This window comes from Capnocytophaga endodontalis (genome assembly GCF_002209445.1).
Taxonomy (GTDB): Bacteria; Bacteroidota; Bacteroidia; order Flavobacteriales; family Flavobacteriaceae; genus Capnocytophaga; species Capnocytophaga periodontitidis.
The window spans coordinates 3,179,471-3,205,411 of the sequence record NZ_CP022022.1; the positions used below are offsets into that span (position 1 = coordinate 3,179,471).

Annotated in this window: 27 protein-coding genes and 1 tRNA gene; 8 read left to right on the forward strand and 20 right to left on the reverse strand. The window is 36.9% G+C overall.

Going from position 1 to position 25,941, the window contains the following annotated elements:
* Positions 1-5: 5 nt before the first annotated feature.
* Positions 6-2,648, forward strand: a complete 2,643-nt coding sequence (locus CBG49_RS14410; protein WP_088595030.1) for a valine--tRNA ligase — start codon at positions 6-8, stop codon at positions 2,646-2,648.
* A gap of 13 nt (positions 2,649-2,661) precedes the next feature.
* Positions 2,662-3,477: a 2,3,4,5-tetrahydropyridine-2,6-dicarboxylate N-succinyltransferase gene (locus tag CBG49_RS14415; protein ID WP_088595031.1), complete on the forward strand. Its 816-nt coding sequence runs from the start codon at positions 2,662-2,664 to the stop codon at positions 3,475-3,477.
* Positions 3,478-3,555: 78 nt separating this feature from the next.
* Here the strand turns inward: CBG49_RS14415 and CBG49_RS14420 are convergent, their stop codons facing one another.
* The 17 genes from CBG49_RS14420 to CBG49_RS14500 form a co-directional block, all read right to left on the reverse strand.
* A complete protein-coding gene (locus tag CBG49_RS14420; protein ID WP_157668408.1) occupies positions 3,556-5,034 on the reverse strand; it encodes a hypothetical protein in 1,479 nt (492 codons plus the stop codon).
* A gap of 12 nt (positions 5,035-5,046) precedes the next feature.
* Positions 5,047-6,615: a hypothetical protein gene (locus tag CBG49_RS14425; protein ID WP_088595033.1), complete on the reverse strand. Its 1,569-nt coding sequence runs from the start codon at positions 6,613-6,615 to the stop codon at positions 5,047-5,049.
* Between the two features lie 5 nt (positions 6,616-6,620).
* Positions 6,621-7,430 carry a TrmH family RNA methyltransferase gene (locus CBG49_RS14430; RefSeq protein ID WP_088595034.1) on the reverse strand — a complete coding sequence of 270 codons (810 nt, stop codon included), beginning with the start codon at positions 7,428-7,430 and terminating at the stop codon, positions 6,621-6,623.
* Between the two features lie 52 nt (positions 7,431-7,482).
* Positions 7,483-7,680, reverse strand: a complete 198-nt coding sequence (locus tag CBG49_RS14435) for a hypothetical protein (RefSeq protein WP_009413761.1) — start codon at positions 7,678-7,680, stop codon at positions 7,483-7,485.
* A 94-nt stretch (positions 7,681-7,774) separates the two neighbouring features.
* Positions 7,775-9,547, reverse strand: coding sequence for a signal peptide peptidase SppA (sppA, locus tag CBG49_RS14440; RefSeq protein ID WP_088595035.1), 1,773 nt, complete (start codon positions 9,545-9,547; stop codon positions 7,775-7,777).
* A gap of 25 nt (positions 9,548-9,572) precedes the next feature.
* Positions 9,573-10,277: a phosphoadenylyl-sulfate reductase gene (locus CBG49_RS14445; protein WP_088595346.1), complete on the reverse strand. Its 705-nt coding sequence runs from the start codon at positions 10,275-10,277 to the stop codon at positions 9,573-9,575.
* Positions 10,278-10,281: 4 nt separating this feature from the next.
* Positions 10,282-11,061, reverse strand: a complete 780-nt coding sequence (locus CBG49_RS14450) for a DUF3298 and DUF4163 domain-containing protein (protein ID WP_009413764.1) — start codon at positions 11,059-11,061, stop codon at positions 10,282-10,284.
* Positions 11,058-11,723 carry a metal-dependent transcriptional regulator gene (locus CBG49_RS14455; protein WP_088595036.1) on the reverse strand — a complete coding sequence of 222 codons (666 nt, stop codon included), beginning with the start codon at positions 11,721-11,723 and terminating at the stop codon, positions 11,058-11,060. The genes CBG49_RS14450 and CBG49_RS14455 overlap by 4 nt, the downstream gene beginning before the upstream one ends.
* Before the next feature lie 59 nt (positions 11,724-11,782).
* Entirely contained in the window at positions 11,783-12,310 is a 528-nt protein-coding gene (locus tag CBG49_RS14460; protein WP_088595037.1) for an acyl-CoA thioesterase, read from the reverse strand.
* Positions 12,311-12,314: 4 nt separating this feature from the next.
* Complete coding sequence (locus CBG49_RS14465) at positions 12,315-13,619, reverse strand: HU domain-containing protein (protein ID WP_088595038.1); 1,305 nt, start codon at positions 13,617-13,619, stop codon at positions 12,315-12,317.
* Positions 13,620-13,641: 22 nt separating this feature from the next.
* Positions 13,642-13,713, reverse strand: a tRNA-Arg gene (locus CBG49_RS14470).
* 258 nt (positions 13,714-13,971) lie between these two features.
* Positions 13,972-14,835: a peptide chain release factor N(5)-glutamine methyltransferase gene (gene prmC / locus CBG49_RS14475; RefSeq protein ID WP_088595039.1), complete on the reverse strand. Its 864-nt coding sequence runs from the start codon at positions 14,833-14,835 to the stop codon at positions 13,972-13,974.
* Positions 14,835-15,938, reverse strand: a complete 1,104-nt coding sequence (locus CBG49_RS14480) for a glucosaminidase domain-containing protein (protein ID WP_088595040.1) — start codon at positions 15,936-15,938, stop codon at positions 14,835-14,837. The genes prmC and CBG49_RS14480 overlap by 1 nt, the downstream gene beginning before the upstream one ends.
* The gene (locus tag CBG49_RS14485; RefSeq protein WP_088595041.1) at positions 15,922-16,848 is read right to left on the reverse strand and encodes a 1-aminocyclopropane-1-carboxylate deaminase/D-cysteine desulfhydrase; all 927 of its coding nucleotides are present in this window, start codon (positions 16,846-16,848) and stop codon (positions 15,922-15,924) included. The genes CBG49_RS14480 and CBG49_RS14485 overlap by 17 nt, the downstream gene beginning before the upstream one ends.
* A 16-nt stretch (positions 16,849-16,864) precedes the next feature.
* Complete coding sequence (locus CBG49_RS14490; RefSeq protein WP_088595042.1) at positions 16,865-18,106, reverse strand: ABC transporter permease; 1,242 nt, start codon at positions 18,104-18,106, stop codon at positions 16,865-16,867.
* A gap of 260 nt (positions 18,107-18,366) precedes the next feature.
* Positions 18,367-19,629 (reverse strand): site-specific integrase, encoded by a 1,263-nt coding sequence (locus CBG49_RS14495; protein ID WP_088595043.1) that lies wholly within the window; start codon positions 19,627-19,629, stop codon positions 18,367-18,369.
* Positions 19,626-20,030, reverse strand: a complete 405-nt coding sequence (locus CBG49_RS14500; RefSeq protein ID WP_088595044.1) for a transcriptional regulator — start codon at positions 20,028-20,030, stop codon at positions 19,626-19,628. The genes CBG49_RS14495 and CBG49_RS14500 overlap by 4 nt, the downstream gene beginning before the upstream one ends.
* A 137-nt stretch (positions 20,031-20,167) precedes the next feature.
* On the opposite strand from CBG49_RS14500, the gene CBG49_RS14505 reads away from it, so the two are divergent.
* Genes CBG49_RS14505 through CBG49_RS14530 form a run of 6 tightly spaced genes read left to right on the forward strand, consistent with a single transcriptional unit; the run spans position 20,168 to position 23,360 of the window.
* On the forward strand, positions 20,168-20,410 hold the full coding sequence (locus tag CBG49_RS14505) for a hypothetical protein (protein WP_088595347.1): 243 nt from the start codon (positions 20,168-20,170) through the stop codon (positions 20,408-20,410).
* A gap of 38 nt (positions 20,411-20,448) precedes the next feature.
* Positions 20,449-20,694, forward strand: a complete 246-nt coding sequence (locus CBG49_RS14510) for a hypothetical protein (RefSeq protein WP_227002909.1) — start codon at positions 20,449-20,451, stop codon at positions 20,692-20,694.
* Positions 20,695-20,701: 7 nt separating this feature from the next.
* Entirely contained in the window at positions 20,702-21,028 is a 327-nt protein-coding gene (locus CBG49_RS14515; protein ID WP_088595046.1) for a DUF3853 family protein, read from the forward strand.
* Positions 21,021-21,302, forward strand: coding sequence for a DUF3853 family protein (locus tag CBG49_RS14520; RefSeq protein WP_088595047.1), 282 nt, complete (start codon positions 21,021-21,023; stop codon positions 21,300-21,302). The genes CBG49_RS14515 and CBG49_RS14520 overlap by 8 nt, the downstream gene beginning before the upstream one ends.
* Before the next feature lie 2 nt (positions 21,303-21,304).
* Complete coding sequence (locus tag CBG49_RS14525; protein WP_088595048.1) at positions 21,305-22,033, forward strand: transcriptional regulator; 729 nt, start codon at positions 21,305-21,307, stop codon at positions 22,031-22,033.
* Positions 22,026-23,360, forward strand: a complete 1,335-nt coding sequence (locus tag CBG49_RS14530; RefSeq protein ID WP_088595049.1) for a replicative DNA helicase — start codon at positions 22,026-22,028, stop codon at positions 23,358-23,360. The genes CBG49_RS14525 and CBG49_RS14530 overlap by 8 nt, the downstream gene beginning before the upstream one ends.
* A 73-nt stretch (positions 23,361-23,433) precedes the next feature.
* Here CBG49_RS14530 and CBG49_RS14535 read toward each other — a convergent pair whose 3' ends face one another.
* From CBG49_RS14535 to CBG49_RS14545, 3 genes are read right to left on the reverse strand one after another with little or no spacing between them, the layout of a single operon-like run.
* On the reverse strand, positions 23,434-24,558 hold the full coding sequence (locus CBG49_RS14535; RefSeq protein ID WP_088595050.1) for an ankyrin repeat domain-containing protein: 1,125 nt from the start codon (positions 24,556-24,558) through the stop codon (positions 23,434-23,436).
* A 3-nt stretch (positions 24,559-24,561) separates the two neighbouring features.
* Positions 24,562-25,131 (reverse strand): hypothetical protein, encoded by a 570-nt coding sequence (locus CBG49_RS14540; protein ID WP_157668409.1) that lies wholly within the window; start codon positions 25,129-25,131, stop codon positions 24,562-24,564.
* 20 nt (positions 25,132-25,151) lie between these two features.
* Positions 25,152-25,799, reverse strand: coding sequence for a hypothetical protein (locus CBG49_RS14545; protein WP_088595052.1), 648 nt, complete (start codon positions 25,797-25,799; stop codon positions 25,152-25,154).
* Positions 25,800-25,941 lie beyond the last annotated feature (142 nt).

A 25,941-nucleotide genomic window follows, 5' to 3' on the forward strand; every position in this document is an offset into this window, starting at 1 on the left:
AACAAATGAACGAAAAAGAACCTAAAAAATACAATCCTACAGAATTAGAAGAAAAATGGTATGCCTATTGGCTTGCCCACAACTATTTTCACTCAACCCCCGATGAACGTACACCCTATACCATTGTGATTCCGCCCCCTAACGTTACAGGGGTGCTCCATATGGGGCATATGCTCAACAACACCATTCAAGATGTACTTATTCGTCGTGCACGCCTTAAAGGCTTCAACGCTTGCTGGGTACCGGGTACTGACCACGCTTCTATTGCAACAGAAGCCAAAGTGGTGGCAAAACTCAAAGAACAAGGTATAAAGAAATCCGACCTCACTCGCGAGGAGTTCCTCGTACACGCGTGGGAATGGACACACCAATACGGTGGGGTGATTCTCGAACAACTCAAAAAATTGGGTTGCTCTTGCGACTGGGAGCGTACTAAATTCACTATGGACGAGGAGCTTTCGGCTTCAGTTATCAAAGTGTTTGTGGATTTGTACAACAAAGGACAGATATACCGCGGTCACCGTATGGTGAACTGGGATCCAGAGGCTAAAACTACCCTTTCTGACGAGGAAGTGATTTATGAAGAACGACAAGGATTTTTATATCATCTGAAATATCAAATTGAAGGGACGAATGAGTACCTTGTGATTGCTACAACACGCCCCGAAACGATTTTTGGTGATACGGCTATCTGCATCAACCCTAACGATGAGCGTTGGCAACACCTGAAAGGCAAAAAAGCGATTGTGCCTATCTGCAACCGCGTGATTCCGATTATCGAAGATGAGTATGTAGATATGGAATTTGGTACAGGTTGCCTGAAAGTAACCCCTGCACACGACCCTAACGACAAGGTGTTGGGCGACAAACATCAGTTGGAAGTAATTGATATTTTCAATGATGATGCAACCCTTAATCACTACGGCTTGCACTATGCTGGCAAAGACCGATTTGTAGTGCGCAAGGAGATAGTAGCCGAATTAGAAGAAAAAAACTTACTCGCTAAAAAAGAGACTTATACTAATAAAGTGGGGACATCCGAGCGTACCAAAGCCGTGATTGAACCTCGCCTTTCTGACCAGTGGTTCCTCAAAATGGACACCCTTATCCAACCCGCTATCAAGGCAGTATTGGAAGACGAAAGTATCAAACTATATCCTAAAAAGTTTGAAAATACTTATCGCCATTGGGTAGAGAACGTACGCGATTGGAATATCTCACGCCAATTGTGGTGGGGACAACAAATTCCTGCTTACTACTACGGCGAGGGCAAAGACCAATTTGTAGTAGCCGAAACTAAGGCAGAAGCCCTTGTGTTGGCTAAAGAAAAGAGCGGTAATGCTCATCTTACTGAAGCCGATTTGCGACAAGATGAAGATGCTCTCGATACTTGGTTCTCGTCTTGGTTATGGCCAATGAGCGTTTTCAACGGTATTTTAGAGCCTAATAATCCTGAAATTGAGTATTATTACCCTACCAACGATTTGGTAACAGGACCTGATATCCTTTTCTTCTGGGTAACCCGAATGATAGTAGCAGGTTATGAATACAAAGGCGAGCGTCCGTTTAGCAATGTGTATCTTACCGGATTGGTACGCGACAAGCAACGCCGCAAGATGTCTAAATCCTTAGGCAACTCACCCGATGCGCTCAAACTCATCGCCGACTACGGTGCTGATGGCGTGCGCGTGGGGCTCTTGCTCTCATCGGCAGCAGGTAATGACTTGCTATTTGACGAAGCCCTTTGTCAGCAAGGAAAAGGTTTTGGTAACAAATTGTGGAATGCTTTCCAATTGGTAAAAGGATGGCAAGTGGATAACTCGGTAGCACAACCTGCAGCTGCTAAGCTCGCTTTGCAATGGTTTGAAGCGAAGTTCAACGCTGTACTCACCGAAGTAGAAGACCATTTTGAGAAATATCGCATCTCCGATGCTCTAATGGCAATCTATAAACTTGCTTGGGACGACTTCTGTGCGTGGCTTTTGGAAATGGTAAAACCCGAATACGGCAAACCGATGGACAAAGACACTTATGAGGGCGTGGTAGCCGCTTTTGAGAATTTACTAAAACTCCTCCACCCCTTTATGCCATTCCTTACCGAGGAAATATGGCAAAGTTTAGCGCCTCGTACCCCTGAACAAGCCCTTATCGTGGCTACCTACCCCACTGTACAGCCGTACGACGAAAAACTATTGGCAGAATTTGATTTTGCTGCCGAAGTGATAGCAGGTATCCGCACGGTGCGCAAAGAGAAGAATATACCTTTCAAAACACCGCTTAGCCTTTCGGTATTAAACAAAGAGCAAATGAGCAATCGTTTTGATGTGGTACTTAGCAAAATGGGCGGACTTGAGGCTATTACCGAAGTGAGTACAGCCATAGAAGGTGCAATGTCTTTCCGCGTAAAAGCTAATGAATACTTTATCCCAATGGAAGGGGCAGTGAATGTAGAAGAGGAACTTAAAAAACTACAAGAGGAACTTACCTATACACAAGGCTTTTTAGCCTCAGTACGCAAGAAACTTTCTAATGAGAAGTTTGTAAATTCAGCGCCTGCTCAAGTAGTAGATAACGAGCGCAAAAAAGAAGCTGATGCATTAGCGAAAATTGAAACACTTGAAAAAGCGATAAGAGCAATTAACAGTTAACAATTATAATAAAATGGAACACTTAAAACAAATGATAGACGAAGCGTGGGAAAATCGCTCTCTGCTTCGTGAGGAAATTGTACAACAGACTATCCGTGAGGTGATTCACCTCTTAGATTTAGGTCAGTTGCGAGTGGCAGAGCCTACTGCCGATGGCTGGAAAGTAAACGAATGGGTAAAAAAAGCGGTTGTGCTTTACTTCCCTATCCAAAATATGAAACCCGTAGAGGTGGGTATCTTTGAGTTCCACGATAAGATTCCGCTCAAACACAACTACGATGAGAAAGGAGTGCGCGTAGTACCACCTGCTGTAGCACGTCGTGGTGCTTTTATTGCCAAAGGCGCTATACTGATGCCCAGCTATGTGAATATAGGGGCTTATGTAGATGAAGGTACAATGGTAGATACGTGGGCTACTGTGGGTAGTTGCGCTCAGATAGGCAAACACGTGCACCTGAGTGGTGGCGTAGGTGTAGGAGGTGTATTAGAACCCTTGCAAGCAGCTCCCGTGATAGTAGAAGATGGGGCTTTCATCGGGTCGCGTTGTATCTTGGTAGAAGGAGTGCACATAGGCAAAGAAGCGGTACTTGGTGCTAATGTAGTGCTTACAGCCTCTACTAAAATCATTGATGTAACGGGTAGCGAACCTAAAGAACTGAAAGGCTATGTACCTGAACGCTCAGTAGTGATTCCTGGTAGTTACACCAAACGCTTCCCCGCAGGTGATTACCAAGTGCCTTGTGCCCTTATCATTGGGCAGCGTAAAGCCTCAACCGATAAGAAAACTTCACTAAACGATGCTCTAAGAGAATATGGAGTTTCTGTTTAGGTAACAAGTAACAGATAATAAGTAACAGGTAAAAAAAGCTGTCTAACATATCTTCCTTGTTAGACAGCTTTTTGTATTTCATTTTTTATAGTTAAAAAAGTATTCTTTAAAGGTGCGGATATCAAGATAGCCTTGTTTACCGTTTTTAGTAATGCGGTAGAAAGAATTAGTAAGAGGTTGAATCGTATCGTATAAAGGTTTTTCTTGCTCAGGATAGATACCTACTTTGCCATTTTTATAAATGTATACTAATTGATCTTCACGTTTTTCTATCTTGTCAAAAGTAATAGGAAGTAGTACATTTGCCTCTAAAGGTTGAGAATCTTCGTGATATGGATAGTTCATCAGTCCGTATTTTCCATTTTTCTTCACTACAACACAGTAGCCTGAGGGTGTTTTTACTTTTCTTATAAAAGGAAGTTCAGCTCCTAAGTTGAGCAGAGAAAGTTCTTCGTCGGCAGTACGGTCTATAAGAGGGAATTTTTTATCTTGGAATCCTTCTATATGATATGCTAACAGTAATGTATAGGGATGAGGCGCTGTAGTATCTTTTTCAATACTAACCGAAACATCGTGTTTCCCTACAGGACACCAATTTCCTAATTTCATATCTACTCTTCTCAGTGGCTTCTTTTCACTAAGACTATAATAATAAGCACCTTTTGAGGTGAGAATTTCTACATAATCATAGCTATTGTACAAATAGAGTGCTTTTATTCCTTTTATAGGTTGTTTTTCCAATAACAGATTATACACACTGAACTCATTGGCTTTCTTTCCTACAATAGCATAATCATTGAAATAGAGTGTATCATAAGTTTGAGATAGCAACTTAGTCCCCAACTTATTGATGAGCTCATAACCGTTGTTGCGTTTGTAAGAAATAAACATCCCTTTAGAATGGAAGTTATTAAAATTTGCGTAATACGAAACTTTAATAGGTGAGGTAGGTTCTAATGGAACATTAGCCCCTTTAAACCAATCGGTAATAAATCTATTTTCATCTTTTAAGGGAATGATAATAGCGTGATTATATAGCATATAAGCTTTTTTTTCGTCACTAAAATTTAGCACTAAAGGGATAGAAAAATAATGCCTATCGGGGAAAAAGTATTCTTTTCCTTCAATAGTTTTACGAGAAAAGAGTTGTATAGCCCCTAAGTTTTCACTAAAAAATTTCACTTTAGGAGTAGTGGTATATTCGCGTAGTTGCCCAAAAAAAGTAAAATCTTTTTTAATAAAATCCTTGAATTGAGTAGGGCGAATATCTTTTATATAAATCAACTTTAACCCTTTCTTTTGGAGCTCATCAAAGAGAATGGGATTATCAGTGGAGTGCCAACTGAGTTTTGACAACCAACTCTCTTCTTGAATTTTTTCTCTATCTTCATTTAGCTGCATTCTCAAAAGCATATCTTCTTCTTTTTGCTGATAGAAATAGAAGTACCCCTTAGAATCATAGGCTATAACATCTATCTGAGAAGAAGGCAAGGTATATTGTGCTTCCACTGATAAACTACAAAAGAATAGAAAAAGGATTGTTAGCAAATGTTTCATATTTATAACTCGTCATTCAAAAAAGTATTCTTTAAAGGTCTTTATGTCGAGATAGCCTTTTTTGCCGTCCTTGATAATGCGGTAGAAAGAATGAGTTTCGGGTTCTATAGCACTATAAGTAGCTGTTTTCTGCTGAGGATAGATACCTATTTTACCATTTAGATAGAAATAAATAAGTCCGTTATCTTGTTGTTGTATATGGTCGTAGGCAATAGGCAATAGTTCTTTACCTATAAGGTAGCTATCGGCATATTTGCGAACCTTTTTTGAAGAAGAAACATCTGAATCTTCTTCTTTATAAGAACTTTTCATATCAAAATCGATATCATATTCAAACAAGCCGTATTTACCATTGCGCTCTACTCTCACTATTTCTGGGTGAGGATAGTTATCCCCTACATAATCCTTATTAGAATTCCAATCTACTCCACTATTACCATTTATAAAACTCAACTTTTCTTCTGGAGCTCTATCAATTAAATAAAAACGCTTTTTAACATAGGAACTCGCTGCAGGACCACTTAATTCATAAAGCATATAATGAGGCTTAGTAACTTCTAAACTATCTTTTTTAAGGGTATATACTTCCCAACTAATAGTGCCACATAACCAATAATGAAATGACGGGAGTTCTTTCAAAGGCTTTCCTTCATTAGAATAATAAACCCCTCCTTTGTCAGTAAGCAATTCAAACTCATCACTCCTATTAGCCAAAAGATGAGCCACCTTACCTCCTTTTAGTATTTTAGGGCGTAAATCGTTCTGATACAAAATCACCTCTTCTCCTTTTTGAGTAATGAGCATTGAGCGGGTCTGATAAATCGTATCATAAACATTAGGCAATACTTTCCGATTCAAAATATCGACCAGTTCATATCCTTCTTTTGTCCGCCGATGAGTCATAAAGTTTTCGGGGGTATAATCATCAAAAAGTGTATTGTAGTCTGGTTCTTTTTTTAGAAAAGAAGAAAGTTTGCTATAGCCTTTAGGAACATCGCATAACAATACTATTTTGTGCTTTAAGGGTACAATCGTAATTTCATCCCCCCACTTATTCAATAACATATATATATGTTTACCTCCTCCTAAGTCCAGCGGGAAAAAAGAATAGTATTCCTTACGAGAATATTCCTCTTTTGGCTTTTTCTCAAATAAAAGTTCGTGAGTGACAGCCAAAAAAGGACTTACAATTTTCAGTAAAGTAGGGGCTTTATAAATACTCTTTTTTAACCTAAACGATTTACCTATAAAATCAGCAGGACGAGTCTCGCGTATCTCTTTGGTGTAGATAATACCTTGTTCTTCTTTTAAAATTTCACTTGGCGTCAGGGGTTTATCATCACTGTAACAGAAGAATTTAGGAACATAAGTGCTAAATTCATCAGAAGAGACCTCCCTCTTATTTTTACCCTTGAACTTCACTTCTAAAAAAGTATTTTTATCTTTCTGTATATAGAAAGATGGAGATGATTTTGAAGCATACGTAATAGCCTTGATTTGGTCAGGAGCTATTTCTTTACCTTCTTGTGCATTAGCCCATTGAATAATCAATAAGAGCAGTATAAAAGTGAGCTGTTTCATATTCGTTATTCGTTGTTTGTCATTACTCTTTGGCGTTTTGCCTCAAAGATGAGTACAGCAGCCGCTACCGATACATTCATAGAGTCGATTACCCCTTCCATTGGGATGATGATGTTCTGGGTGCTATGGGTGAGCCATTCATCGGTGAGTCCTTGGTCTTCTGTGCCTACTACTATGGCTGAGGCTTCGCTAAACGACACTTCGTAGTAAGGCTTAGATGCCGTGAGAGCCGCACAATAACTATTGATGTTTTTAGCTTTCAGAAAATCAATAACCTCGGCAGTAGTGCCCGTGGCGATAGGCACCGTAAACACACAGCCCACACTCGAACGGATGATATTGGGATTGTAGAGGTCGGTTTTAGGGTTGGCGATAATCACAGCATCTATATGGGCAGCATCGGCAGTACGGAGGAGCGCCCCTATATTCCCCGGTTTTTCGGGAGCTTCGGCTACTAATAGCAAGGGTTTTTCATTTTTGAATACCAAAGTACCTAAGCCGTGCTTTTTAACTTGTACTAAAGCAATCACCCCCTCAGTAGAACTGCGATAGCTAATTTTCTCATACACTTCTTTGCTGATAGCAATAGGCGTGAGTTTTTGGGTAGTATAACCGAGCAATTCGGTGAGTTGCCTTTCACTGAAGATATCAGGTTGATACAAGAGCGTTTCAAGGGTATAGTTACCTTGTAAAGTCAAACGTATTTCGCGTGCGCCTTCTACTACACATAAACTTTGTTTTTTGCGTTCGCGTGATTTTTCACTCAAAAGAGCGATTTTTTTTATTAGGGGGTTTTGAGTACTAGTGATGTTCATTTTTAGATAAGAAGTAAGAAAAAGCTACCTACTTACGTAGGCAGCTTTATTATTATTTATCCATAAGCACCTTGCAGTGTGAAAGTTCGGGCTTATTTTTAGTATAGGCATCAAGCCAAACTTTTAGTTCTTCTACTTCGTAGGGCAATAGTCTATCTATTGCTTTGTTAAGTTCTTTGTAGAATAAGTTTGGATCAAAACTTACCTTTGATAAAATCATTTTTGTGTATTCAAACATTGCACGTTTCATAATAGATAGGTTTTAATGTTTTTCTGTACAAATGTAGGTAATAAAAATGAGATAGGCAAGTTTAAAAATGTTAATTTTGTGTTAAAATTTGTAACTATTTCAGTTTCACATCGTATTCTAAACGGGCTTGTATGCCGCGTTGTTGAGCGATATGTTTCACTTGTTGATATACTTCATAAGCTTCTACTCCCATTTCGTTACGCAAATTTTCACCTCTCAACTGAGCGCCAAACTGACGAAACATTGTTTTGAAATCCATCTCGAATACAGGATAAGAAACAGTGCGATATTCTTTGAGTCCGTTATCTTTAGCGGCATAGGCGATGGCATCGTTAAGAGAGCCGAGTTCGTCTACCAAACCATTAGCAAGGGCTTCTTTACCGCTCCACACCCTGCCTTGTGCGATAGAGTCTATTTGAGCTACTGTTTTTCCACGTCCTTTGGCTACACGGTCTAAAAATACAGTATATACCTGTTCGATAGATTCAGTCATTTCTTTTCTGAATTGTTCAGTAGGCTTTTGATAAGGGCTATACCATTGAGCATTAGGGTGAGTGCTCACCGTTTCGGCAGTTATACCCCAATTAGTCGCTAAAGCATTTACATTAGGAATCACTCCAAATACCCCGATAGAACCTGTAATGGTACCTGCTTCAGCAAAGATGCGATTGGCATTGCAAGCTATATAATATCCACCTGAAGCGGCGTAATTTCCCATAGACACATATACCTTCTTCTTCTTTTTAGTGATTTCTATTTCGCGATGCATCAGCTCTGAAGCTAAGGCATCACCACCGGGGGAATTGATACGGAGAACAATTGCTTTTACTTCTTTTTTATCGGCGGCTTTGCGCAAAGCACGGATAATGGTTTCGTTGCCCACTACTTCGGCACGCCCCTCGCCTTGCATAATTTCACCATCGGCGTAAATCACAGCGATTTTATCTTTAGCTTTATGGCTTGAGGTTTTACCTATCACAGCTTCGGCATAGTCTTCTATATTGATAAAATCTACTTTGTCAATACTTTTGCTACCTGTTTTATCGCATATAATTTTCTCGAACTCATCTCGGAAGAGGATATCGTCTACGAGTCCGTTGTTTTTAGCGAGCTGGGCAGTACGTCCGCCTACATTTGTAGCGATTTCGTTGAGTTTATCAACAGAGATATTGCGGCTTTGGGCGATATCGGCAGCGATAACACTCCACATTGCATTGAGCAGTTGTGTGATTTGCAAGCGGTTGTTGTCGCTCATTTTATTATCTAAGAAAGGTTCGACAGCGCTTTTGTATTTACCGTGGCGAATTACTTCCATTTGGATTCCTGTTTTTTCTTGCAAACCTTTGAAGAAGAGCACTTCGGAAGAGAGACCGCGGAGAGCAACGCTTCCGAGCTGACTTATATAAATTTTATCGGCGACACTTTGAAGGTAGTAATCAAGTTGAGAAACTTCGTCGTTATAGGCTAAGACGAATTTACCAGAAGATTTGAAATCGATTAAGGCTTTACGGAGTTCTTGAGCGAACGCTAACCCCCCGATGTTGCCCGTACTTTTGAGGTAAATACCTTTGATACGTTTATCGTTTTTGGCTTTTTGAATAGCTTTTAGAGTAGTGTTCAATCCGTTGTAAGACTGAGAGGTATAATCGAAATCTTTGAAGCTAATGCGCTCACTATAGTCGGTAAGTGGCTCGTTGAAAGCAAGTTCCAATACTGAATTATCCTTTACGGTTATTTCATCACCAGAGGAACTTCCTACTACTGAACCTATCATCATAGAGATGAAGATGAGGAATAGGAGGAGGCATATTCCCATAGAGATAAAGAATCCGAGGATTGTAGCTAAGAGGGTTTTGAAAAAAGTCATATTATCAATTTGCCTATTTGTTGATTTATTCGTGTTCGTGGAGTCCGCATTCTTTTTTGCTGTTACTTTCCCACCACCAGCGGCCAGCGCGGAAATCTTCACCTTCTTTGATAGCGCGGGTACAAGGGGCACATCCGATACTTACAAAACCTTTGTCGTGCAACACGTTGTAGGGGATATTATGCGCTTTGATGAAAGCTTTTGTATCCTCAAAAGTCCAATGGAGAATAGGATTATACTTAAATAGGTGATAGGTATCGTCCCACTCGAGTATTGGGAGATCTTTGCGGGCTGTACTTTGGTCGGCACGCAAGCCTGTAACCCACACTTTTTTACCTTTGAGCGCGCGACTGAGAGGTTCTACCTTACGGATATGGCAGCACTCTTTGCGGAGTTCGACAGAGCGGTAGAAAGAGAGCGGTCCGTTTTTATGTACGTATTCTTCTATATCGTTTGCTTTAGGGTAATAAGGTTGAATGTAAGTGTGATAACGTTCATTGGTACTTTCCCAAACGGAGTAAGTTTCGTTGAACAAGCGCCCTGTATCCAAAGTAAAGATACTGATAGGGATTTGGTTTGCCAAAATAAGGTGAGTAACTGCTTGATCTTCTAATCCAAAACTGGTAGAAAAGACAATTTCATTGGGGAATTGTTGAGCTAAGAAAGCGAGACCTTCTACTTCGTTTTTTTGGAGGAGAGCATTATGAAGTGTTGTTAATTGTTCTTTCATATTATTATTTATCATCGGCAAAAGTAAGATAAGGCATAATCTCTTTGATGGGTACTTTTACTTCAAAAGGCACATCTACATAAGGAGCGATTTCAAAAGGGTCGTAGTACAAAATGAGGGCATCGGTAGCGATTCCCATTTTGTTAGGAAGGGAAAATACTCCATCTTCAAAATCGAATTTTTTATCGTTTAAAGGAGTAATTGTAGCGGTTTCTTTTGCTTTTTTGAAGTAACGTTCGGCAATTTGAGTTACTTTTTGTTCATCGGTAAAGAGATTTTCGTTTGTAATTACCTCGCCATCATCGAGGGTAAAGTTAGTAAATACTTTTGTTTGTGTAGGTTGAGCTTCACCTGTAGAGGCATAACGATTAGATACCAAAGAGAGCATTTTGGTATTTTTCCACATAATGCTATCGGTAACGATGAACTCGAAAGCTGGGAGCTCGGGGAAATGGCCGTGGAGTTTGTAGTAATCGTTGCTCAAACTATCCAAGGCTTTTTCGACACTGATGCCTTCTACTTGGAGCGTATCTTCGTTGGAAAGGAGGAAATTAGAGATTTGCATTTCAATTTCTTTATTGAAATTTTGGGCGAACTCGCTATTGCCTTTACAATGCAAATAATTCAAGCTCACAGAGAAGCAATCGTCGTCGCAATTTTCTTCGCTACGTTCTATGGTTATTTCTTCAAAGCGGAGTTTGCTAAAATAATTATAGGTGCAGTAAGCGCCAGCTATTATTACAGCAATAAGGGCTATAATGAGGGTTAGTTTTTTCTTATTCATTTTTCTTTAGTATTTCCATTGACATATATATTTCTGCAAACCATTGCAGAGAGGTTGATATGTTTATCATTTACCAGCAGGAACATAGAGTCGTCAAAAGGTTCTTTGCTGAGTACTTCTATTTCATCACCCAAAGCGATGTTCATTTTGTTGAGATACACCAAAAACTCTTTAGAGGTATTTTTTACGGCGGCACAGACCCCTTTATCACCTTGTTTGAGTTCGCTGAGAAGGGTTTGGACGGTGGTAGAGAAGACACCTTCTTTATTAGGGATAGGGTCGCCGTGAGGGTCTTTTTTAGGGAATCCTAAGAAAGCGTCGAGGCGTTCGATGAGTTTATCGGATTGTATATGTTCGAGTTCTTCGGCTATTTCGTGTACTTCGTCCCACGAGAAATTAAGTTTTTCTACTAAAAACACTTCCCACAAGCGGTGTTTGCGAATGATGCTAACAGCTCTTTGATAGCCTTTTTTGGAGAGTGTAACACCTTGATATTTGACATAGTTGATAAGTTGTTTTTCGGCTAATTTTTTGAGCATATCAGTTACTGATGAAGCTTTGGTGTTCATCACTTCGGCAATAGCATTGGTACTCACAGCCTGTTTAGTTTCGGCATAGAGGTGAAAGATAGCTTTCAAGTGGTTTTCTTCTGATAAGGTCATTTTTATTTGTTTTTAAGAGAAAAAACCGCCTTTTTACAGTGGCGGTTCTTGCTATTACATCAACTATTTTCTAACTCGATGAATAGGGCTTTGAGCTCGGTAGCATCGTGAGGGCTCAATTTACCAGCGATTACGAGGCTGAGTTGGCGACGTTGCAAAGCGCCTTTGAAACGTTCTTTTTCAAGCTCGGTTTCGGGTTCTAATTCGGGTACTTTTACGGGGCGACCATTTTCGTCGACCGCGACAAACGAGTAGATCGCCTCGGTAGCTTTAGTGCGTTCGCCATAGGTATTTTCCATCCACACATCTATATACACTTCCATAGAAGAGGAGAATGCGCGTGAGATAGCTGCTTCAACAGTTACGATACTCCCGACGCGTATGCTATGGGTGAAAGCGACGTGGTTTACTGATACGGTAACCGTAGCACGACCTGAGTGGCGCTGAGAGGCTATACTTGCGGCTCTATCCATACGAGCGAGGAGCTCGCCCCCGAACATAGCGTTCAGGTGATTGGTTTCGCCAGGTAGTACGAGGTCGGTGAGTATAGTACGTGAATCAGAAGGGGTTTTCTTATATGGTATCATTTTTTTAGGGTTGAGTGAGTATCCATCCGCCGTCAAGTTTTTTCTCTTGTTTAGATGCTTGTACTTCGCGTTGTTGTAGTCTTGCTTCATCGACAGAGTCGAAACCACCATAGCTCACTTGGTATAGACCTTTGGCGTTTACACCTAAGACGAAAGCATTAGGGTATCCTATTTTTCTAAGTTGCTGTACACGAGCCTGAGCGTTTTTCTCGGAACTAAAAGCTCCTGCAATCACTTGGTATTTTTTGTTAGCCAAAGGTGAAGGTCGGTTAGGTGCACTTGGAGTGTTCGTGTTAGCAGGTTTGGTACCTGCTGTAGTTTGCGTAGGTTTAGTACCTGTGGTGGTTTGCGTAGGTTTAGTACCTGTGGTGGTTTGTGTAGGTTTTGAGGTTGGTGTAGGTTCTGTTCTTGTAGGTTTAGGTGATTCAGTGACCGTTTTAGGTTTAGATTCAGGTTTTGCCTTACCTTTTTCTGGGGTAAGGTTGATTACGGGCATAGTGATAGGTGGAGTAAATACCGCTGCTTCACTAAGTTGCTGGTTTAAACGTTCTTGCACCAAACTATCGGTTACCACATATTGTTGTTCATCGGAGCTGCCATTAGCGAGTTTTTCACTAAACAAAGCATAGGCACCATAGGCCAATATTGCCAATCCTAACATTGCTACTGCTGTATATTTGATATAAGGGCGCAGTTTGAATTTCTTTTTATTTACAGTAGGCTTAGGAGGGACTATATTTTCTACTTCGGGTTGAGAAATAGGCTCTACAGGAGGTGCTGGTTGTGAAATAGGGCTTTCAATAGCGGCGAGAGATTTCTCTTCAGGAGGGAGAATTGACTCAGGATCGATTGTAGGTTTAATTTGATTTTCAGCAATTTGGAGGTCGGCAGTAGGGACTTCGTGAGGCACAAAAGGTCCCATACCGAAAGAATCGGTAAGGTAGTTTACTTCGTTAGCTGGTTCAAAAGATACACGGCCTTCACGAGTTTGGCGCAAAGTACCGATTCTGTCTAACACCAAAGGTTGTTCTTGCTGTAAGATGCGTTTCCAACCTTCAACAGCGAGATTTACATAGTCTTCAACGAGTTTATAGTCAATACCTGATTGTTCAGAGACATATTTCATCAGCAATCCGTCGTTAGAATTGAGGCTTGCATTGAAACTCAGCTCGCGTTTAGGGGGGTCAAAAGTCTTATCATCAGCCATTTTGGCTGATTTTCTATTAGAGATGAATGCTCCAAACTTAGGGATAATCACGCATTGGTGTTTGTAGAGCAACTCTTCGATGTATACGTTTAAATCTTTCATAATCTTTACTGATTAAAACAAGTGGTCCTGCCAAGAATCGAACTTGGATCAAAAGTTTAGGAAACTTCTATTCTATCCGTTGAACTACAAGACCCACTTAGTAATTTTCGGCAAAGGTAATACTTTTTTTTGAAATACCAAATTTTGAACAGTAAGAGTATTGAGTTCTATGGGATGGGAGTTCTCTGAGTATCAGAGATCTTGGAGGTCTCAGTATTCTCAGAGTTATCGGAGTTTATTTAACGTGAGTTCAAGGCAAGTAATTTCACGAATTTTTATCTAATGGTGATTTTTTTGTGAATATATTGTATTATATTGCTGTAAATCAATTTTCTGTTATATTGAACTGATATTACTTAACTTTGGTAAAGGTGCGAGCGCAAAGCATACGATCATTACCAGAAAGGTCTTGACGAAGGGTAATTTCAGTAAAGTTTTTCTGTGCTAACATCACTTGCATTTCGGCTGCTAAATACTGATTAATCTCAAAAAACAGTCTGCCTTTAGGCTTCAGATATTGCTGAGCAAGAGTAGCTATTTGCTCATAGAACAACAGTGGACGATCATCGGGGACAAAAAGAGCTAAATGAGGTTCATAGTTGAGCACATTGCTATGCATTTCATTTTTTTCTAACTCACGCACATACGGGGGATTAGAAATGATTATATCGTACTTCTCGGGCAAGGTTTCGGTTTGCAAAATATCTCGTTGTAAAAACTGAACTTTTATTCCGTTGCGCTCGGCATTGCGCTGTGCCACTGCTATGGCTTTAGGCGAAACATCTATAGCAGTTACCTGTGCCTCAGGCAAGGCTTTTGCCAATGAAATAGCAATACAACCACTGCCCGTACCTACATCTAAAATTTGTAATAGATGGGTTTTATCAGGATAGGTTTGCAATACCCAGTCCACTAATTCTTCGGTTTCGGGTCGGGGTATGAGGACATTCTCATCTACAAAAAAACGATTAGAGAAGAACTCAGTTTCGCCCAAAATGTATTGTATGGGTTTAGCTGTTTGTAATTCTGTAATCGCTTGTTGTATCGCTTTTGTTATATTATCAGTGAGCTGAGTACTAACATTGGCTAATACCTCGGCTGTAGTATAATTACCATAATGTTCTAACAAGATAAAATAAAAAGAATTGATTTCACTCTTAGGATACAAAGATTGTAAACTATTGTGAATATGCGCTTTCAATTCGGCAAAAGTCATTAGTTTACACGGATTTGTTGTCCTACTTTCAGATTGCTACTAGCTACATCATCAAAATTGTTGAGTTTCATCAGTTGTTGTACTGGCACTTGTTGTTCGCGTGCTATTTTATATAAAGTATCGCCTGTTTGCACTTGATAAAACACTTGTGCAATTGCATCTTTTTTGATAGGACTTTCTTTAGCTGTTGCTGAAGCAGATTTAGCAGCAGGCACTTTAGTTGTTTCAGCTTTAGCTATGACTTTAGGCGTTTCTTTAACTACCGGCTTAGGTGTTTCTTTGACTGTTGGTTTAGCTATTTCTTTAACAGCTGGTTGAGTAGTTTCTTTTGCTGCAATTTTAGGTGTAGGTGTAGCAATGACATCGGTATTAGGCATTTTGAGTTCTGTTCCTTTCATTGCAATCACTTGATTGTCGTACAGATGCAGGTTAAATTTCTTGATAAGGGCAATCAGTTTTTTAGCATAGGCAGGATCGGTAGCGTAGCCTGCTTTTTTGAGTCCGTGCGCCCACGATTCGTAATCGGTAGGGTCTAACTCGAACAAGGAGCTATATCTACCGCGTTTTACTAAGAATTGAGAGTGGTCTTCAAAAGATTCGTAAGCGTATTTATAACGGCGGAAGCACTCGCTTTTCTCATCGTCGTCGTGGGTAATTGTTTTGCCGTTCCAAGTAGCGTGGCATTTGATACCGAAATGGTTATTGCCATAGCGTGCCAAGCGACCTTGCCCAGAGCCACTTTCTAAGATACCTTGTGCCAATGTGATACTTGCAGGAATGTTATAGCGCTGCATTTCGACCATAGCAATATCTTTGTAATCTCCAATATACTTTTGAGTTACCGCTTCTGTCACTTGGAGAGCAGGAGGTACTTCGTGGAAATCGTCTTCCATAAAATCCTTGCGATTGAGTTTTGAATCCATCAAGGCTTTATTCCTTTGAGCGAGCTCTGAATGGGTAGGTTTTTTGACGTCCATACGTGGTGTAGGTCGTTGCCCACGATAGATCACGGAGTGAGAATTTTTCCCATTCCTATAATGCTGTTCAGAGCAAGATGATATTATAAAGAGAAATAGTAATAGTAAACTAAATCTTTTCATCATAATTCAATATACTTTTATGTTTTTTAATTCGTTCGTTGTTAAAGCCCTTAATTCCTTGTAAACCACCTGTGTGGATGGCCAATATGCGGGTATTGGGCGGAAAATACCCTTGCTTTGAGAGGGCAAAGATAGCAAAAATCATTTTACCTACATATATAGGGTCTAATAAAATTTTTGTTTGACTGTTAAAATCATTTAAAAAATCCACTAATTCGTCGTTCACTTTGGCATAACCACCGAAGTTATAATCGTGTATCAATTCCCAGTTTGTTTTGGTAGTATATTGCTTGATTACATCAGTGAGAAACTCGCCTTTAAGTGCAGGAAAACCTATGACTTTCTGGTGATTAGCGCTTGAATTAACAAGTCCTGATATAGTACCTCCGGTACCTACTGCACAGCATATCACATCAAAAACGCTATCTTCAGGGGTAAGGATTTCTTCACAACCCCTCACAGCCAGCGTATTAGTACCCCCTTCGGGGGCTATATAAATATTGTTACCATAGCGTTTTTGGAGATTTTGTAAGAATTCGGGCGTATGCTTTTGGCGATAATTCTCACGGCTGACAAAGCAAAAATCCATTCCGCAAGATTTAGCAAACTTTAACGTTGGGTTAACATCTATTTTAGAAGCTAATTCATCACCACGAATCACACCTATAGTTTTCAAACCTACAATTTGCCCCGCAGCAGCTGTAGCAGCGATATGATTAGAATAAGCCCCTCCAAAGGTGAGGAGGGTATCTTTGCCTTCCTCTTGAGCTTTGGCAATGTTATACTTGAGTTTGCGAAGCTTGTTACCCGACACAAAAGGGTGGTTCTTATCCTCACGCTTGATAGTGAGGGTAATGCCGTAGGGTAACGGGATATTTACGGGTTCGTTTTCTATATGGAGGTTGTTAAACATAGGTGTAAGGGGTTAGTTATTCATACCTCAATGCTTCGACAGGGTTTAATTTTGAAGCTTTCATCGCGGGGTACAAGCCTGAAATTACAGATACTACTATTGCAATGACAATAGCTATTGCTATCACACCCCACGGAATAGTAAAGTGGAATTTTACGGCTTTGGCTATCACAAATCCTAAACTAATACCCAACACAATACCCGTTACTGCTCCCATTTGTGCGATAAGTAGCGTTTCAGTAAAAAATTGTAAAGTTATTGATTTGCGTTTTGCTCCTAAAGCTTTGCGAATGCCTATTTCCTTAGTGCGTTCGGTTACTGAAACGAGCATAATATTCAGCAAGGCTATGGAAGAACCTAATATAGTGATAAGCCCAATTACAAAACCTGCAATGGTGAGTGTACCTGTGATATTACCTATGCGCTGCAAAAGGTCGTCACTGCGCTCTATACCAAAATTATTCTCTTGCAAAGGTGCTAACTGACGAAGATTGCGCATCACGATGGTAGCATCGTCTACCAATCCGTCAAGCTGATCTTTACTTTGGGCGCTTATTTTTAATTGGAAATTAGGATTATCTACAGGAAAAGCGGCACGTGCAATATTTAAGGGAATGAACACTTGAAAATTTTCGTAGTTGCCAAAAGAAGAACTCTGTTCTTTGAGTACCCCTATTATTTTGAATTTATAACCTCGTATAGAAATAGTTTTTCCGATAGGATTTACATCTTTGAGGAGGGTTTTCTTAAAATCGGGACCTATGACACATACTTTGCTGTTGTTTTGGATCTCAAAATCACTAAAATTGCGTCCTTCGTCTACTTCTAAACCTGAATTGCCGATATAGTACTCATCAACTCCTACCACTACTGCGAGCGGGTCAGTTTTTTTGTTTTCGTACTTCACTTCGGCTGCTGAGGCAACATTTATAGAAATGCTTGTTTTGGCAAACGGATTATTGAACTGTTCTTTGAAAGTAGTTGCTTCTTGATAAGTGATATAAGGATGAGGTTTTTGGGTAGTTCCGCTACCTTCAGCGCGCTGACTATACTGATAGCGAGTTATAGAAAACGTGTTTGCTCCCATAGAAGAGAAATTACCTTCGAGGGTATTGCGCAAAGCGGTAATCACACTGAGGATACCCACCAATGCAGTAATACCGATGGCAATAATGAGCACGGTAAGGATGGTGCGCAAGAGTTGCCCACGGATGCTATCGAGTGCTATTTTGATATTTTCACGAATTACGATCCACACGGTATAATTAGCAAATTAGTAAATGGTTAAAAATAGAAAAAGGCAACCAATAACCTATCAACTTCTAATTGTTACGTGTTACCTATTGCCTATTTAGTGGAGTCGGAGAGAATCACATTAAGTACCAATAAATAACAGAAAAGTACAAAGATATTGATTTTAAACAGTTTATATAAAATAAAACACCAACAAAAACTAATAAAGACTAATAGAGAACACCGCTTTTAGTCCCTGATTTTAGTAGTAGGGACAAATGAACCTTATAATAGATTGAACTTTGCCATAGCATTAGCTTTTGTTTCATCAGCTACATCAATATAAGGTTTCATTGTTTTGTAATCACTATGTCCTGTCCATTTCATAACTACTTGAGGAGGTATACCTAAAGAGAGAGCATTACAAATAAATGTACGTCTTCCTGCGTGAGTACTCAATAATGCATACTTAGGAATTACCTCATCAAAGCGTTTGCTTCCTATGTAATAAGTCTCTCGAATAGGTTCATCAATACCTGCTAATTGAGCTAATTCTTTTAAGTAGTCATTCATTCTTTGATTTGTGATAACAGGTAAAGCTCGTTCTTTTTTATCTTGGTAGTCTTTGTATTTATCTAGTATTTTTTTACTATGTTCATTCAATTCTATTATCAAACTATCATTAGTTTTCACAGTAGTTATTTCTATGAATTTATCTTTTACATCACTCCTTTTCAAGTTTTCCACATCCGAATACCGTAGCCCAGTAAAACATTGAAATAAGAATACATCACGTACTTTTTCAAGATAACTATTTTCTTTTGGAATTTCAAACTCTCTAAATTGTTTAAATTCTGAAGGAGTCAAGAAAATAATTTTCTTTTGTGTAGTCTTTAACTTAGGTTTGAAGTTTTCAAAGAAAATATTTGTATTATATCCTTTCTTATTACTCCAACGTAAAAACCATTTTACAAAAGATATATTTTTTAAAACAGAAGAATTTTTTTGCTTCAATTCTTCTTGTAAATAATTAAGATATTCCACTAATTTCTCTTCAGTGAATTTTTCAAAAGTAAGTTCAGGGTCAAAGTTAAATAAATGATTTTTTATAACGTGAAGTTTCTTTTTAGTAGCAACTGTCCATTGATTAAAAGCTCCCTCTTCAGCTATAAAATCATCATAATATTGAAAGAATGATTTTTCTAATACTACTTTCTTCTCCCTACCAATATTAGAATTAAAAACAGATTGAAATTGTTCTTTAGTAGGTACTATTTTCTGAACCTCAAAGTATTTAATTGTATCTTCGCAGGCTTGTTCAAATAGTTGTAGCTTTCTATTGATAACACTAGCGGGAATTTTCTTCTTCCCGTGAGTAGTATTAGCTTTGCAGCGTTGCGTTTCATTACTCCATTTTTCTACCTCTATGCGATAGCCCAAATTAAAGGCAACAATATTACCTTCCCACTTTATACGATAGCGAGTACGAGCATCAGGTTTGTCTTTTTCCTTATCTAATAGAAATTGAGAATGATATTTTAAGTTCATTTTTGAGTATTTTTTAAAATTTCCAACAATGTACTCATTTGTTCTTGACTTGTTTTAAGTCGTTCGGTGAGTTCCTTATGTTGTTCTATTATTTTGGAAACATCTTCATTCGAAATAGAAATAGTTACGTTTCCACCAGTGATATTATTACCAACAAAGCTATTTTTTGATTTGACATTAGAATTATCAATGACCACAGTACCTTTTTTTAGCATTTCTCCTTCTCCTAATAACAACCACAAAGGTTCTATTTCAGGATAAGATTTTAATATTTTAACTAAATTATCAGTTCCCACGCTTTTATTTTTATCCAAGAATCCATTAGAAAGCCCAACTTCTCTATAAAAAGATAATTTGCTAATACCCTTATAATCAATAAATTTTAAAATTCTCTCTATCATAACAAAGATATTTTTTAGTTTTTTATCTAAAATATTTTTTATATTTAGTTTTTAATCTATATATTTGCAGCCAAATTATAAATCCATTTAGATTTAAAATGCAATTACTAAATAATAGGCAAATGTATAAAATAAAAATGAAAGTAAGTAAAATTATCATCGAAAAAATTTTAAAAGACAATAATTTTAGCATTGAGTTGGCTAAAAGGTTGGGGAATCAACAACAGTCAGTATTAGGATTGGCACGCAGAAACAGTCGCAATTTGACTCTTTGGGAAGCTGTTATATTTTACAAAGAACAAGGTTTCACAGAAGAACAAATCTTCTTCGACTATAGCTCTGAAAAAGTCATTACTACAGACAAAGAGCTAACTAATTAAAGTTAGATTAAAAACAAAATTATCTAAAAATCAATTGTATGATGAATTTAGAAGCACAAATACTATTAAAAGTCGTAAGATTCTTGTACAACAAGAATATAGACCTTGTTAGTGAAATTTATTCAGGTAAAATTCCTAATACAATGGTAGCTCATCTTATTGATAGAGCACAGAGAGCCCGTAATCAATACAAAAATAATGAATTAGGATGGATTGATTTTATTCAGCACCTTGACAAAGAGAACTGCCAAATATTAGCTGAATATATATTCAACAAAAAATAGTATCTCTATGGAAATAATACATAATACAGAACAATCAGTAAGAGAACAACTTATTGAAATACAATCAAAAATAGTAAACATATTAGCTTTTTTATCATCTGATACAGAAAAAACTGAACCTTTTGAAGAAAGTTCTTTTTCTAAAGATTTGTCTTTAGAAAAGAAATATGTGTATGGTTTAAAAGGTCTTGCTTCCATATTGGGATGTTCTAAATCACACGCTCAAAATATTAAAAATTCTGGAATATTAGATAAAGCTATTATTCAGAATGGACGCAAAATAATAGTTGATGCTGAAAAGGCTATAACTCTATTTCAAAAACATTATGAATAATTTAGATCCCAATACACCTTTATTTAAACTTACCTTACAAGAATTAAAATCTGAACTTATGGACGAATTTCAGAGTCAATTCTTAACTCTCCTTTCAAAGAAAAAATACGAGTATGGTATAAAAGGATTAGCTAAAATATTAGGCTGCTCACGTGCAAAGGCTAGCAAAATTAAAAACTCAGGAGTAATAAATGAAGCTATATTCCAAAATGGAAAAATAATTGTCATTGATATAGAAAAAGCCTTAGAACTCCTGAATAAGAATAAGGAATAGCGATGGAATATCTTGAACTAATAAAAAAGTATTGGAGTATGAATGAGGAATTCCCTCAAAGCTCTACTATTACTTGTACGTATTTTTTCTTATTAGAATCTTGGGATAAAAATAATAGAGAGGATTTTGAAATATCTGATTATGATATTTCAAGTAAACTCAAAATTAATCGAAACACCATTATAAGTAACAGAAAAATACTAAGAGATTTAGGACTTATCAACTATCAAATAACTAAAGGTTTTCCCACATTATACAAAATCATTCCTGACTATGTTATTCGTAAAGGTAAAGAAGTAATTTTAGTTGCAGAAAAAGAAAAAACTGTATCTAAGAAAGCTATAACACAAGTTATTTCAGTTATGTCTCCAGTTCAAGAAGCTATATCACACTCAGTGCAAATAACACCTCCTACTACACCTGTTGTTTTTCCTTCTTTGATTCCTAAGACTAAAGAAAAACAAGTTCCTAAAACACCTTCTAATATTCCTTCTTTTGAAGAATTTATGAACTATGCTAAAACGTTAGATATTTATGAAGAAGGATTAGATGTACACTTAAAAATAAAATATGAAACTTGGAAAGATGATGGCTGGGTAAGTGGGTATAACAAACCTATTGTAAATTGGAAACAAACTCTTAAAAACACTATACCTTATCTAAGGTCAAACAATAAAAATATCTTTAATGTTCCAAAAATAAACAGACCTAAATCTACTTACAATGAATGAAAACATCGATATAGATATAGAAAAATACGTACTTGGCAATCTTGTGAGTGAGTCCCAACTCATTGCGCAATACTATAATATGCTGAGTGTTTATCTTTTTTCTGCATCACAACATCAAACAATCTATGAAACTATCGCACAAGTTTGGAAAAAATATGGTTCGGTAGACTTGGTATTATTAGGTAAAGAATTTGAGAAGAAGAAGCTAAATTCATACACAGCTTACTGTATTGATTTGGCTAATTTTGCGATTTCATCTGCTAATATAGAGTACCATATAATGCTTTTGGTGCAAGCCTCTGTAAAACGTGACTTTATCAATAAATTCTCCCTACTTCTCAGTATGGCTCAAAAGAAAGAGAATGATATATTCGACATACGAGATAAGGCTTTTGAATGCTTTAATAACCTTTTTATTGATAAGTTTATTGAAAATAACCGTCAAACGCGTGAGTTTCCAGAATTAGTAGAGGCTGTACAAAAGAATTTCGAGAGTATTCATCAAGGGAAGCTCACAGGATTACAAAGTTCTCTAACTATTATCAATAAAGTATTTGGAGGTTGGCAGAAATCTAATCTTACCATTGTTGCAGGTCGCCCTGGTATGGGTAAAACTACTTTTTTAGTACAACAAATTGTAGATATGGTAGCTCAAGGATATTCGGTAGGGGTATTTTCGTTGGAAATGTCGGCAGAGCAAATTGCCTCTAAAATTATTACTAATTATACTGATATTCCTAATTCTTCCATTCTTCGCAAAGGACTTAAAGACGAGGAAGTGTATCGCTATATCTCTCTGAAAGACAATCTTACCCAAATGAAAATACATATAGATGACACTTCGTCTATTTCAATTGAAAATCTTAAAATAAAGGCAAAGTCAATGGCTCTTCGCTATCATATCAACATATTGTTTGTTGACTATCTACAGCTTATTACCTATCCCAAAGCAGGAAATAGAGAGCAGGAGATTTCCTTTATTTCTCGGAGTTTAAAAGGACTTGCAAAAGAGCTCAATATCCCTGTGATTGCTCTTTCTCAGCTGTCGCGAAATGTAGAACAACGCGCCGATAAACGCCCTTTTCTTTCTGACCTAAGAGACTCTGGCGCTATTGAACAAGATGCCGATGAAGTGGTATTCCTCTATCGTCCTGAATATTACGGAATTGACCATTGGGATAAGGAATACAACAATGAAAGTACCAAAAATGAGGTAGAAATTATCATTTCCAAGAACCGACACGGGGGCATTCTCTCTGAGCGTTGTGTTGTGAGTATGGCTACTTCAAAGTTTAGAGATTTAAAAAAGGAAATTAGCCTAATGTAGAGCATTTTAATACGATGAAAGTAGTAGCACAAAGAGTGAGGTACTTTTTTGTGTAATGGCAAACAAATTAGTTTTATTCTCTGTTATATTCTTCGAAAGGGGTATTGTTTAAATTATCTACTCTCTGTTCCTCACCATTTTTATCTACATATATTCTTTTGACAGCTAATATGTTATTCGTTTCTGGGTCAATAGCAAAAGTAGTATACCTAAATAACACAGGTATTGAGGAATAGTTTTCTTTTATTGTAAAAGTATTGCCCTCAAAAGTAATCCCCATAAAACCCTTTGCTTCAGTATCAGAACCATCGTTAGATTCTTTATAGGCACTATATAACAACACATCGTTTATAAACTCTTTAAAAGTGCCTTTTTCACTAAGCCTTATTCTCGTTACAAAATAAGATCCACCATTTAAGTTATTTTTAGGTTGGTAGATGAGTATGGAGTCGTCTATACCATCACCATTTAAATCCTTTTTCTTTGAATAGACGATTTTATCTATGCTATTATCTCCAAATACTAAATCTTGCCATTTACCTCCTCTTTTAACAAATACATCAGCAAGAGAATACCTATCTGTTCTATCAGGATCACTTAAATCGGCATTTGCTTTGATGAGTACTTTAGCCATTTCGTAATTGTTCTTTTCATACGCTATCAACAGAGGTGATTCCCGAAAGTATTCTTTAGGATAAGGCAGAGGTACACATTCTGTAGAAGCTCCTTTTTGTAATAAATAACTTACTACTGGTAGGCTGTTGGATTTACAAGCTATGATAAGAGGACTTGATTGGAGAATATATGAACTTCCTGGTAGCTGATAATCATCATCAAGTCCTAAATGTTCTTTATAAACATCTTCAAAAATATATTTTACCAAGGGCAAGTTGCCACTTTCAAGAGATACCAAAAAAGAATCGAATTTTTCCTCTCCTTTTTGTTTTGCGAAATCTCTATCAGCACCTTTGGCAAGAAGTGTTTTCACGGCTTCTAAATCACCTTTTTTGCAAGCTAACCCCAATTGAGTGTATTGAAAACCATCTTCATTAAAGCAAAAATCATCTATATTAGAAGTATCTTCTTCCACGGTTTCAGTAACTGTAGTGGTGGCTACACTATTGTTATACTGAACTTGCTGTTGTTGACAAGTGCTTAACAACAGAAATGAATATAATATGAGAAAGGTTGTTTTCATTTTTCAAATATGAATAAAAACGTACATATATGTATTATCTTTTTTTATAGTTTTAGGTATTTTTGAATATTTAGCAATATACTTCTTTACAAATCTAAAAGTTAAAGTTTTATTAGAATATGAAATCTTTAAAAAGTCTTTGATAGTAATAAAATCAGAATTGTGCCGAGGTTCTTTTATGTAATTCTTTTTTATAATTTTATCCCCTTCCATAAAAATAAAAAAGTACCAAGCTACTCCTATATCAGCAGAAGCCTCAATGAGAATTACCCTCAGATTTTTATTTCCTTTATTGCTAAAATTGTATATATTATATCCAGGCCCTTCATATTCTATATCTAAAGGAATATCAGCAATTTTAATACCTTTCTTTTTTAAAGTAAAACAATTATTAGCATCAGTTATTAATTGAATATTATCAAATTTAAAAACATTATCATCAATAGATTCAAATTCATTCACATCACTAAAGTAAATATTTCCTTTATTGATTTTTAAATAATTTTGAGTAAAACTATTGAAGTATGACACAAAAAATACAATAAAAAAACATATAATCTCTCTTAGCTTCATAGTTATTTATTTATTTCTTTTTACTTCTTTACACCATATTTAAAATAATCTTCTATTCCAACATATTCTTCCGAAAGAAATTTTAAAGGGAGAGAACATTTTTTAATTTTTGTATCCAATTTTAATGATTGAAATTTGATTCTATTAGTTATTTTATAAAAATTGGTAATTTCAAAATAGACATTATGTAAATTTGTATCATCAATATATCCAAGTGCAATTCCTTTTTCATTATTTTCAAAGGAAACTTCTAAAGAAACTTCTTTATCTGATAAAGATAAGGTATCTCTCAAAAAATTATCTTTATCAAAAAGTAAAAGATATACTTTTTTTAATTTTGAAGATTTAAAAAGACTTAAAATATGAAAATAATAATCGGTACAATCTGTACCTCCTGCATAATCTGCAATAAAATAAGTAGCATCTTTTTCCTTAAACAAAGTGTCTAAGAGAGTTGATTTACAATTTTCTTCATAAAGACAATCTAAATTGAGGGATATTCTAGTATCGATTAAATCATCTTCTCTTCTAAAAAGAGTCTGCTTTTTCATCTGTGATGAAGTATCAATAATTTGTGAACGATGAGAATCAATATTAATCTCATTTTGATTTTTTCCCTTACAAGAAAAAATCAAAAATATAATGAATAGAGAAATTATTTTTTTCATAGTTTATTTTTTATGACTTGAATCTACCAAAACAAGTTTAATTTTTTTGAGAAACTTACAAATGAAACCTAATAAGAATATTCCTAACCAAGTTACACCAAGATATTCATATCTCATTATCAAACCTTTATATCCATCAAGC

What these genes read in the sequence shown, in the direction of transcription:
- CBG49_RS14415 (WP_088595031.1), top strand. Translation starts at nt 2,662, where the DNA reads ATGGAACACTTAAAACAAATGATAGACGAAGCGTGGGAAAATCGCTCT.
- CBG49_RS14520 (WP_088595047.1), top strand. Translation starts at nt 21,021, where the DNA reads ATGAATAATTTAGATCCCAATACACCTTTATTTAAACTTACCTTACAA.
- CBG49_RS14420 (WP_157668408.1), bottom strand. Translation starts at nt 5,034, where the DNA reads ATGAAACATTTGCTAACAATCCTTTTTCTATTCTTTTGTAGTTTATCA.
- sppA (WP_088595035.1), bottom strand. Translation starts at nt 9,547, where the DNA reads ATGACTTTTTTCAAAACCCTCTTAGCTACAATCCTCGGATTCTTTATC.
- CBG49_RS14480 (WP_088595040.1), bottom strand. Translation starts at nt 15,938, where the DNA reads ATGATGAAAAGATTTAGTTTACTATTACTATTTCTCTTTATAATATCA.
- CBG49_RS14495 (WP_088595043.1), bottom strand. Translation starts at nt 19,629, where the DNA reads ATGAACTTAAAATATCATTCTCAATTTCTATTAGATAAGGAAAAAGAC.
- prmC (WP_088595039.1), bottom strand. Translation starts at nt 14,835, where the DNA reads ATGACTTTTGCCGAATTGAAAGCGCATATTCACAATAGTTTACAATCT.
- CBG49_RS14500 (WP_088595044.1), bottom strand. Translation starts at nt 20,030, where the DNA reads ATGATAGAGAGAATTTTAAAATTTATTGATTATAAGGGTATTAGCAAA.
- CBG49_RS14545 (WP_088595052.1), bottom strand. Translation starts at nt 25,799, where the DNA reads ATGAAAAAAATAATTTCTCTATTCATTATATTTTTGATTTTTTCTTGT.
- CBG49_RS14410 (WP_088595030.1), top strand. Translation starts at nt 6, where the DNA reads ATGAACGAAAAAGAACCTAAAAAATACAATCCTACAGAATTAGAAGAA.
- CBG49_RS14510 (WP_227002909.1), top strand. Translation starts at nt 20,449, where the DNA reads ATGATGAATTTAGAAGCACAAATACTATTAAAAGTCGTAAGATTCTTG.
- CBG49_RS14445 (WP_088595346.1), bottom strand. Translation starts at nt 10,277, where the DNA reads ATGAAAGAACAATTAACAACACTTCATAATGCTCTCCTCCAAAAAAAC.
- CBG49_RS14515 (WP_088595046.1), top strand. Translation starts at nt 20,702, where the DNA reads ATGGAAATAATACATAATACAGAACAATCAGTAAGAGAACAACTTATT.
- CBG49_RS14435 (WP_009413761.1), bottom strand. Translation starts at nt 7,680, where the DNA reads ATGAAACGTGCAATGTTTGAATACACAAAAATGATTTTATCAAAGGTA.
- CBG49_RS14465 (WP_088595038.1), bottom strand. Translation starts at nt 13,619, where the DNA reads ATGAAAGATTTAAACGTATACATCGAAGAGTTGCTCTACAAACACCAA.
- CBG49_RS14535 (WP_088595050.1), bottom strand. Translation starts at nt 24,558, where the DNA reads ATGAAAACAACCTTTCTCATATTATATTCATTTCTGTTGTTAAGCACT.
- CBG49_RS14455 (WP_088595036.1), bottom strand. Translation starts at nt 11,723, where the DNA reads ATGACCTTATCAGAAGAAAACCACTTGAAAGCTATCTTTCACCTCTAT.
- CBG49_RS14460 (WP_088595037.1), bottom strand. Translation starts at nt 12,310, where the DNA reads ATGATACCATATAAGAAAACCCCTTCTGATTCACGTACTATACTCACC.
- CBG49_RS14530 (WP_088595049.1), top strand. Translation starts at nt 22,026, where the DNA reads ATGAATGAAAACATCGATATAGATATAGAAAAATACGTACTTGGCAAT.
- CBG49_RS14430 (WP_088595034.1), bottom strand. Translation starts at nt 7,430, where the DNA reads ATGAACATCACTAGTACTCAAAACCCCCTAATAAAAAAAATCGCTCTT.
- CBG49_RS14485 (WP_088595041.1), bottom strand. Translation starts at nt 16,848, where the DNA reads ATGTTTAACAACCTCCATATAGAAAACGAACCCGTAAATATCCCGTTA.
- CBG49_RS14425 (WP_088595033.1), bottom strand. Translation starts at nt 6,615, where the DNA reads ATGAAACAGCTCACTTTTATACTGCTCTTATTGATTATTCAATGGGCT.
- CBG49_RS14525 (WP_088595048.1), top strand. Translation starts at nt 21,305, where the DNA reads ATGGAATATCTTGAACTAATAAAAAAGTATTGGAGTATGAATGAGGAA.
- CBG49_RS14540 (WP_157668409.1), bottom strand. Translation starts at nt 25,131, where the DNA reads ATGAAGCTAAGAGAGATTATATGTTTTTTTATTGTATTTTTTGTGTCA.
- CBG49_RS14505 (WP_088595347.1), top strand. Translation starts at nt 20,168, where the DNA reads ATGAAAGTAAGTAAAATTATCATCGAAAAAATTTTAAAAGACAATAAT.
- CBG49_RS14450 (WP_009413764.1), bottom strand. Translation starts at nt 11,061, where the DNA reads ATGAATAAGAAAAAACTAACCCTCATTATAGCCCTTATTGCTGTAATA.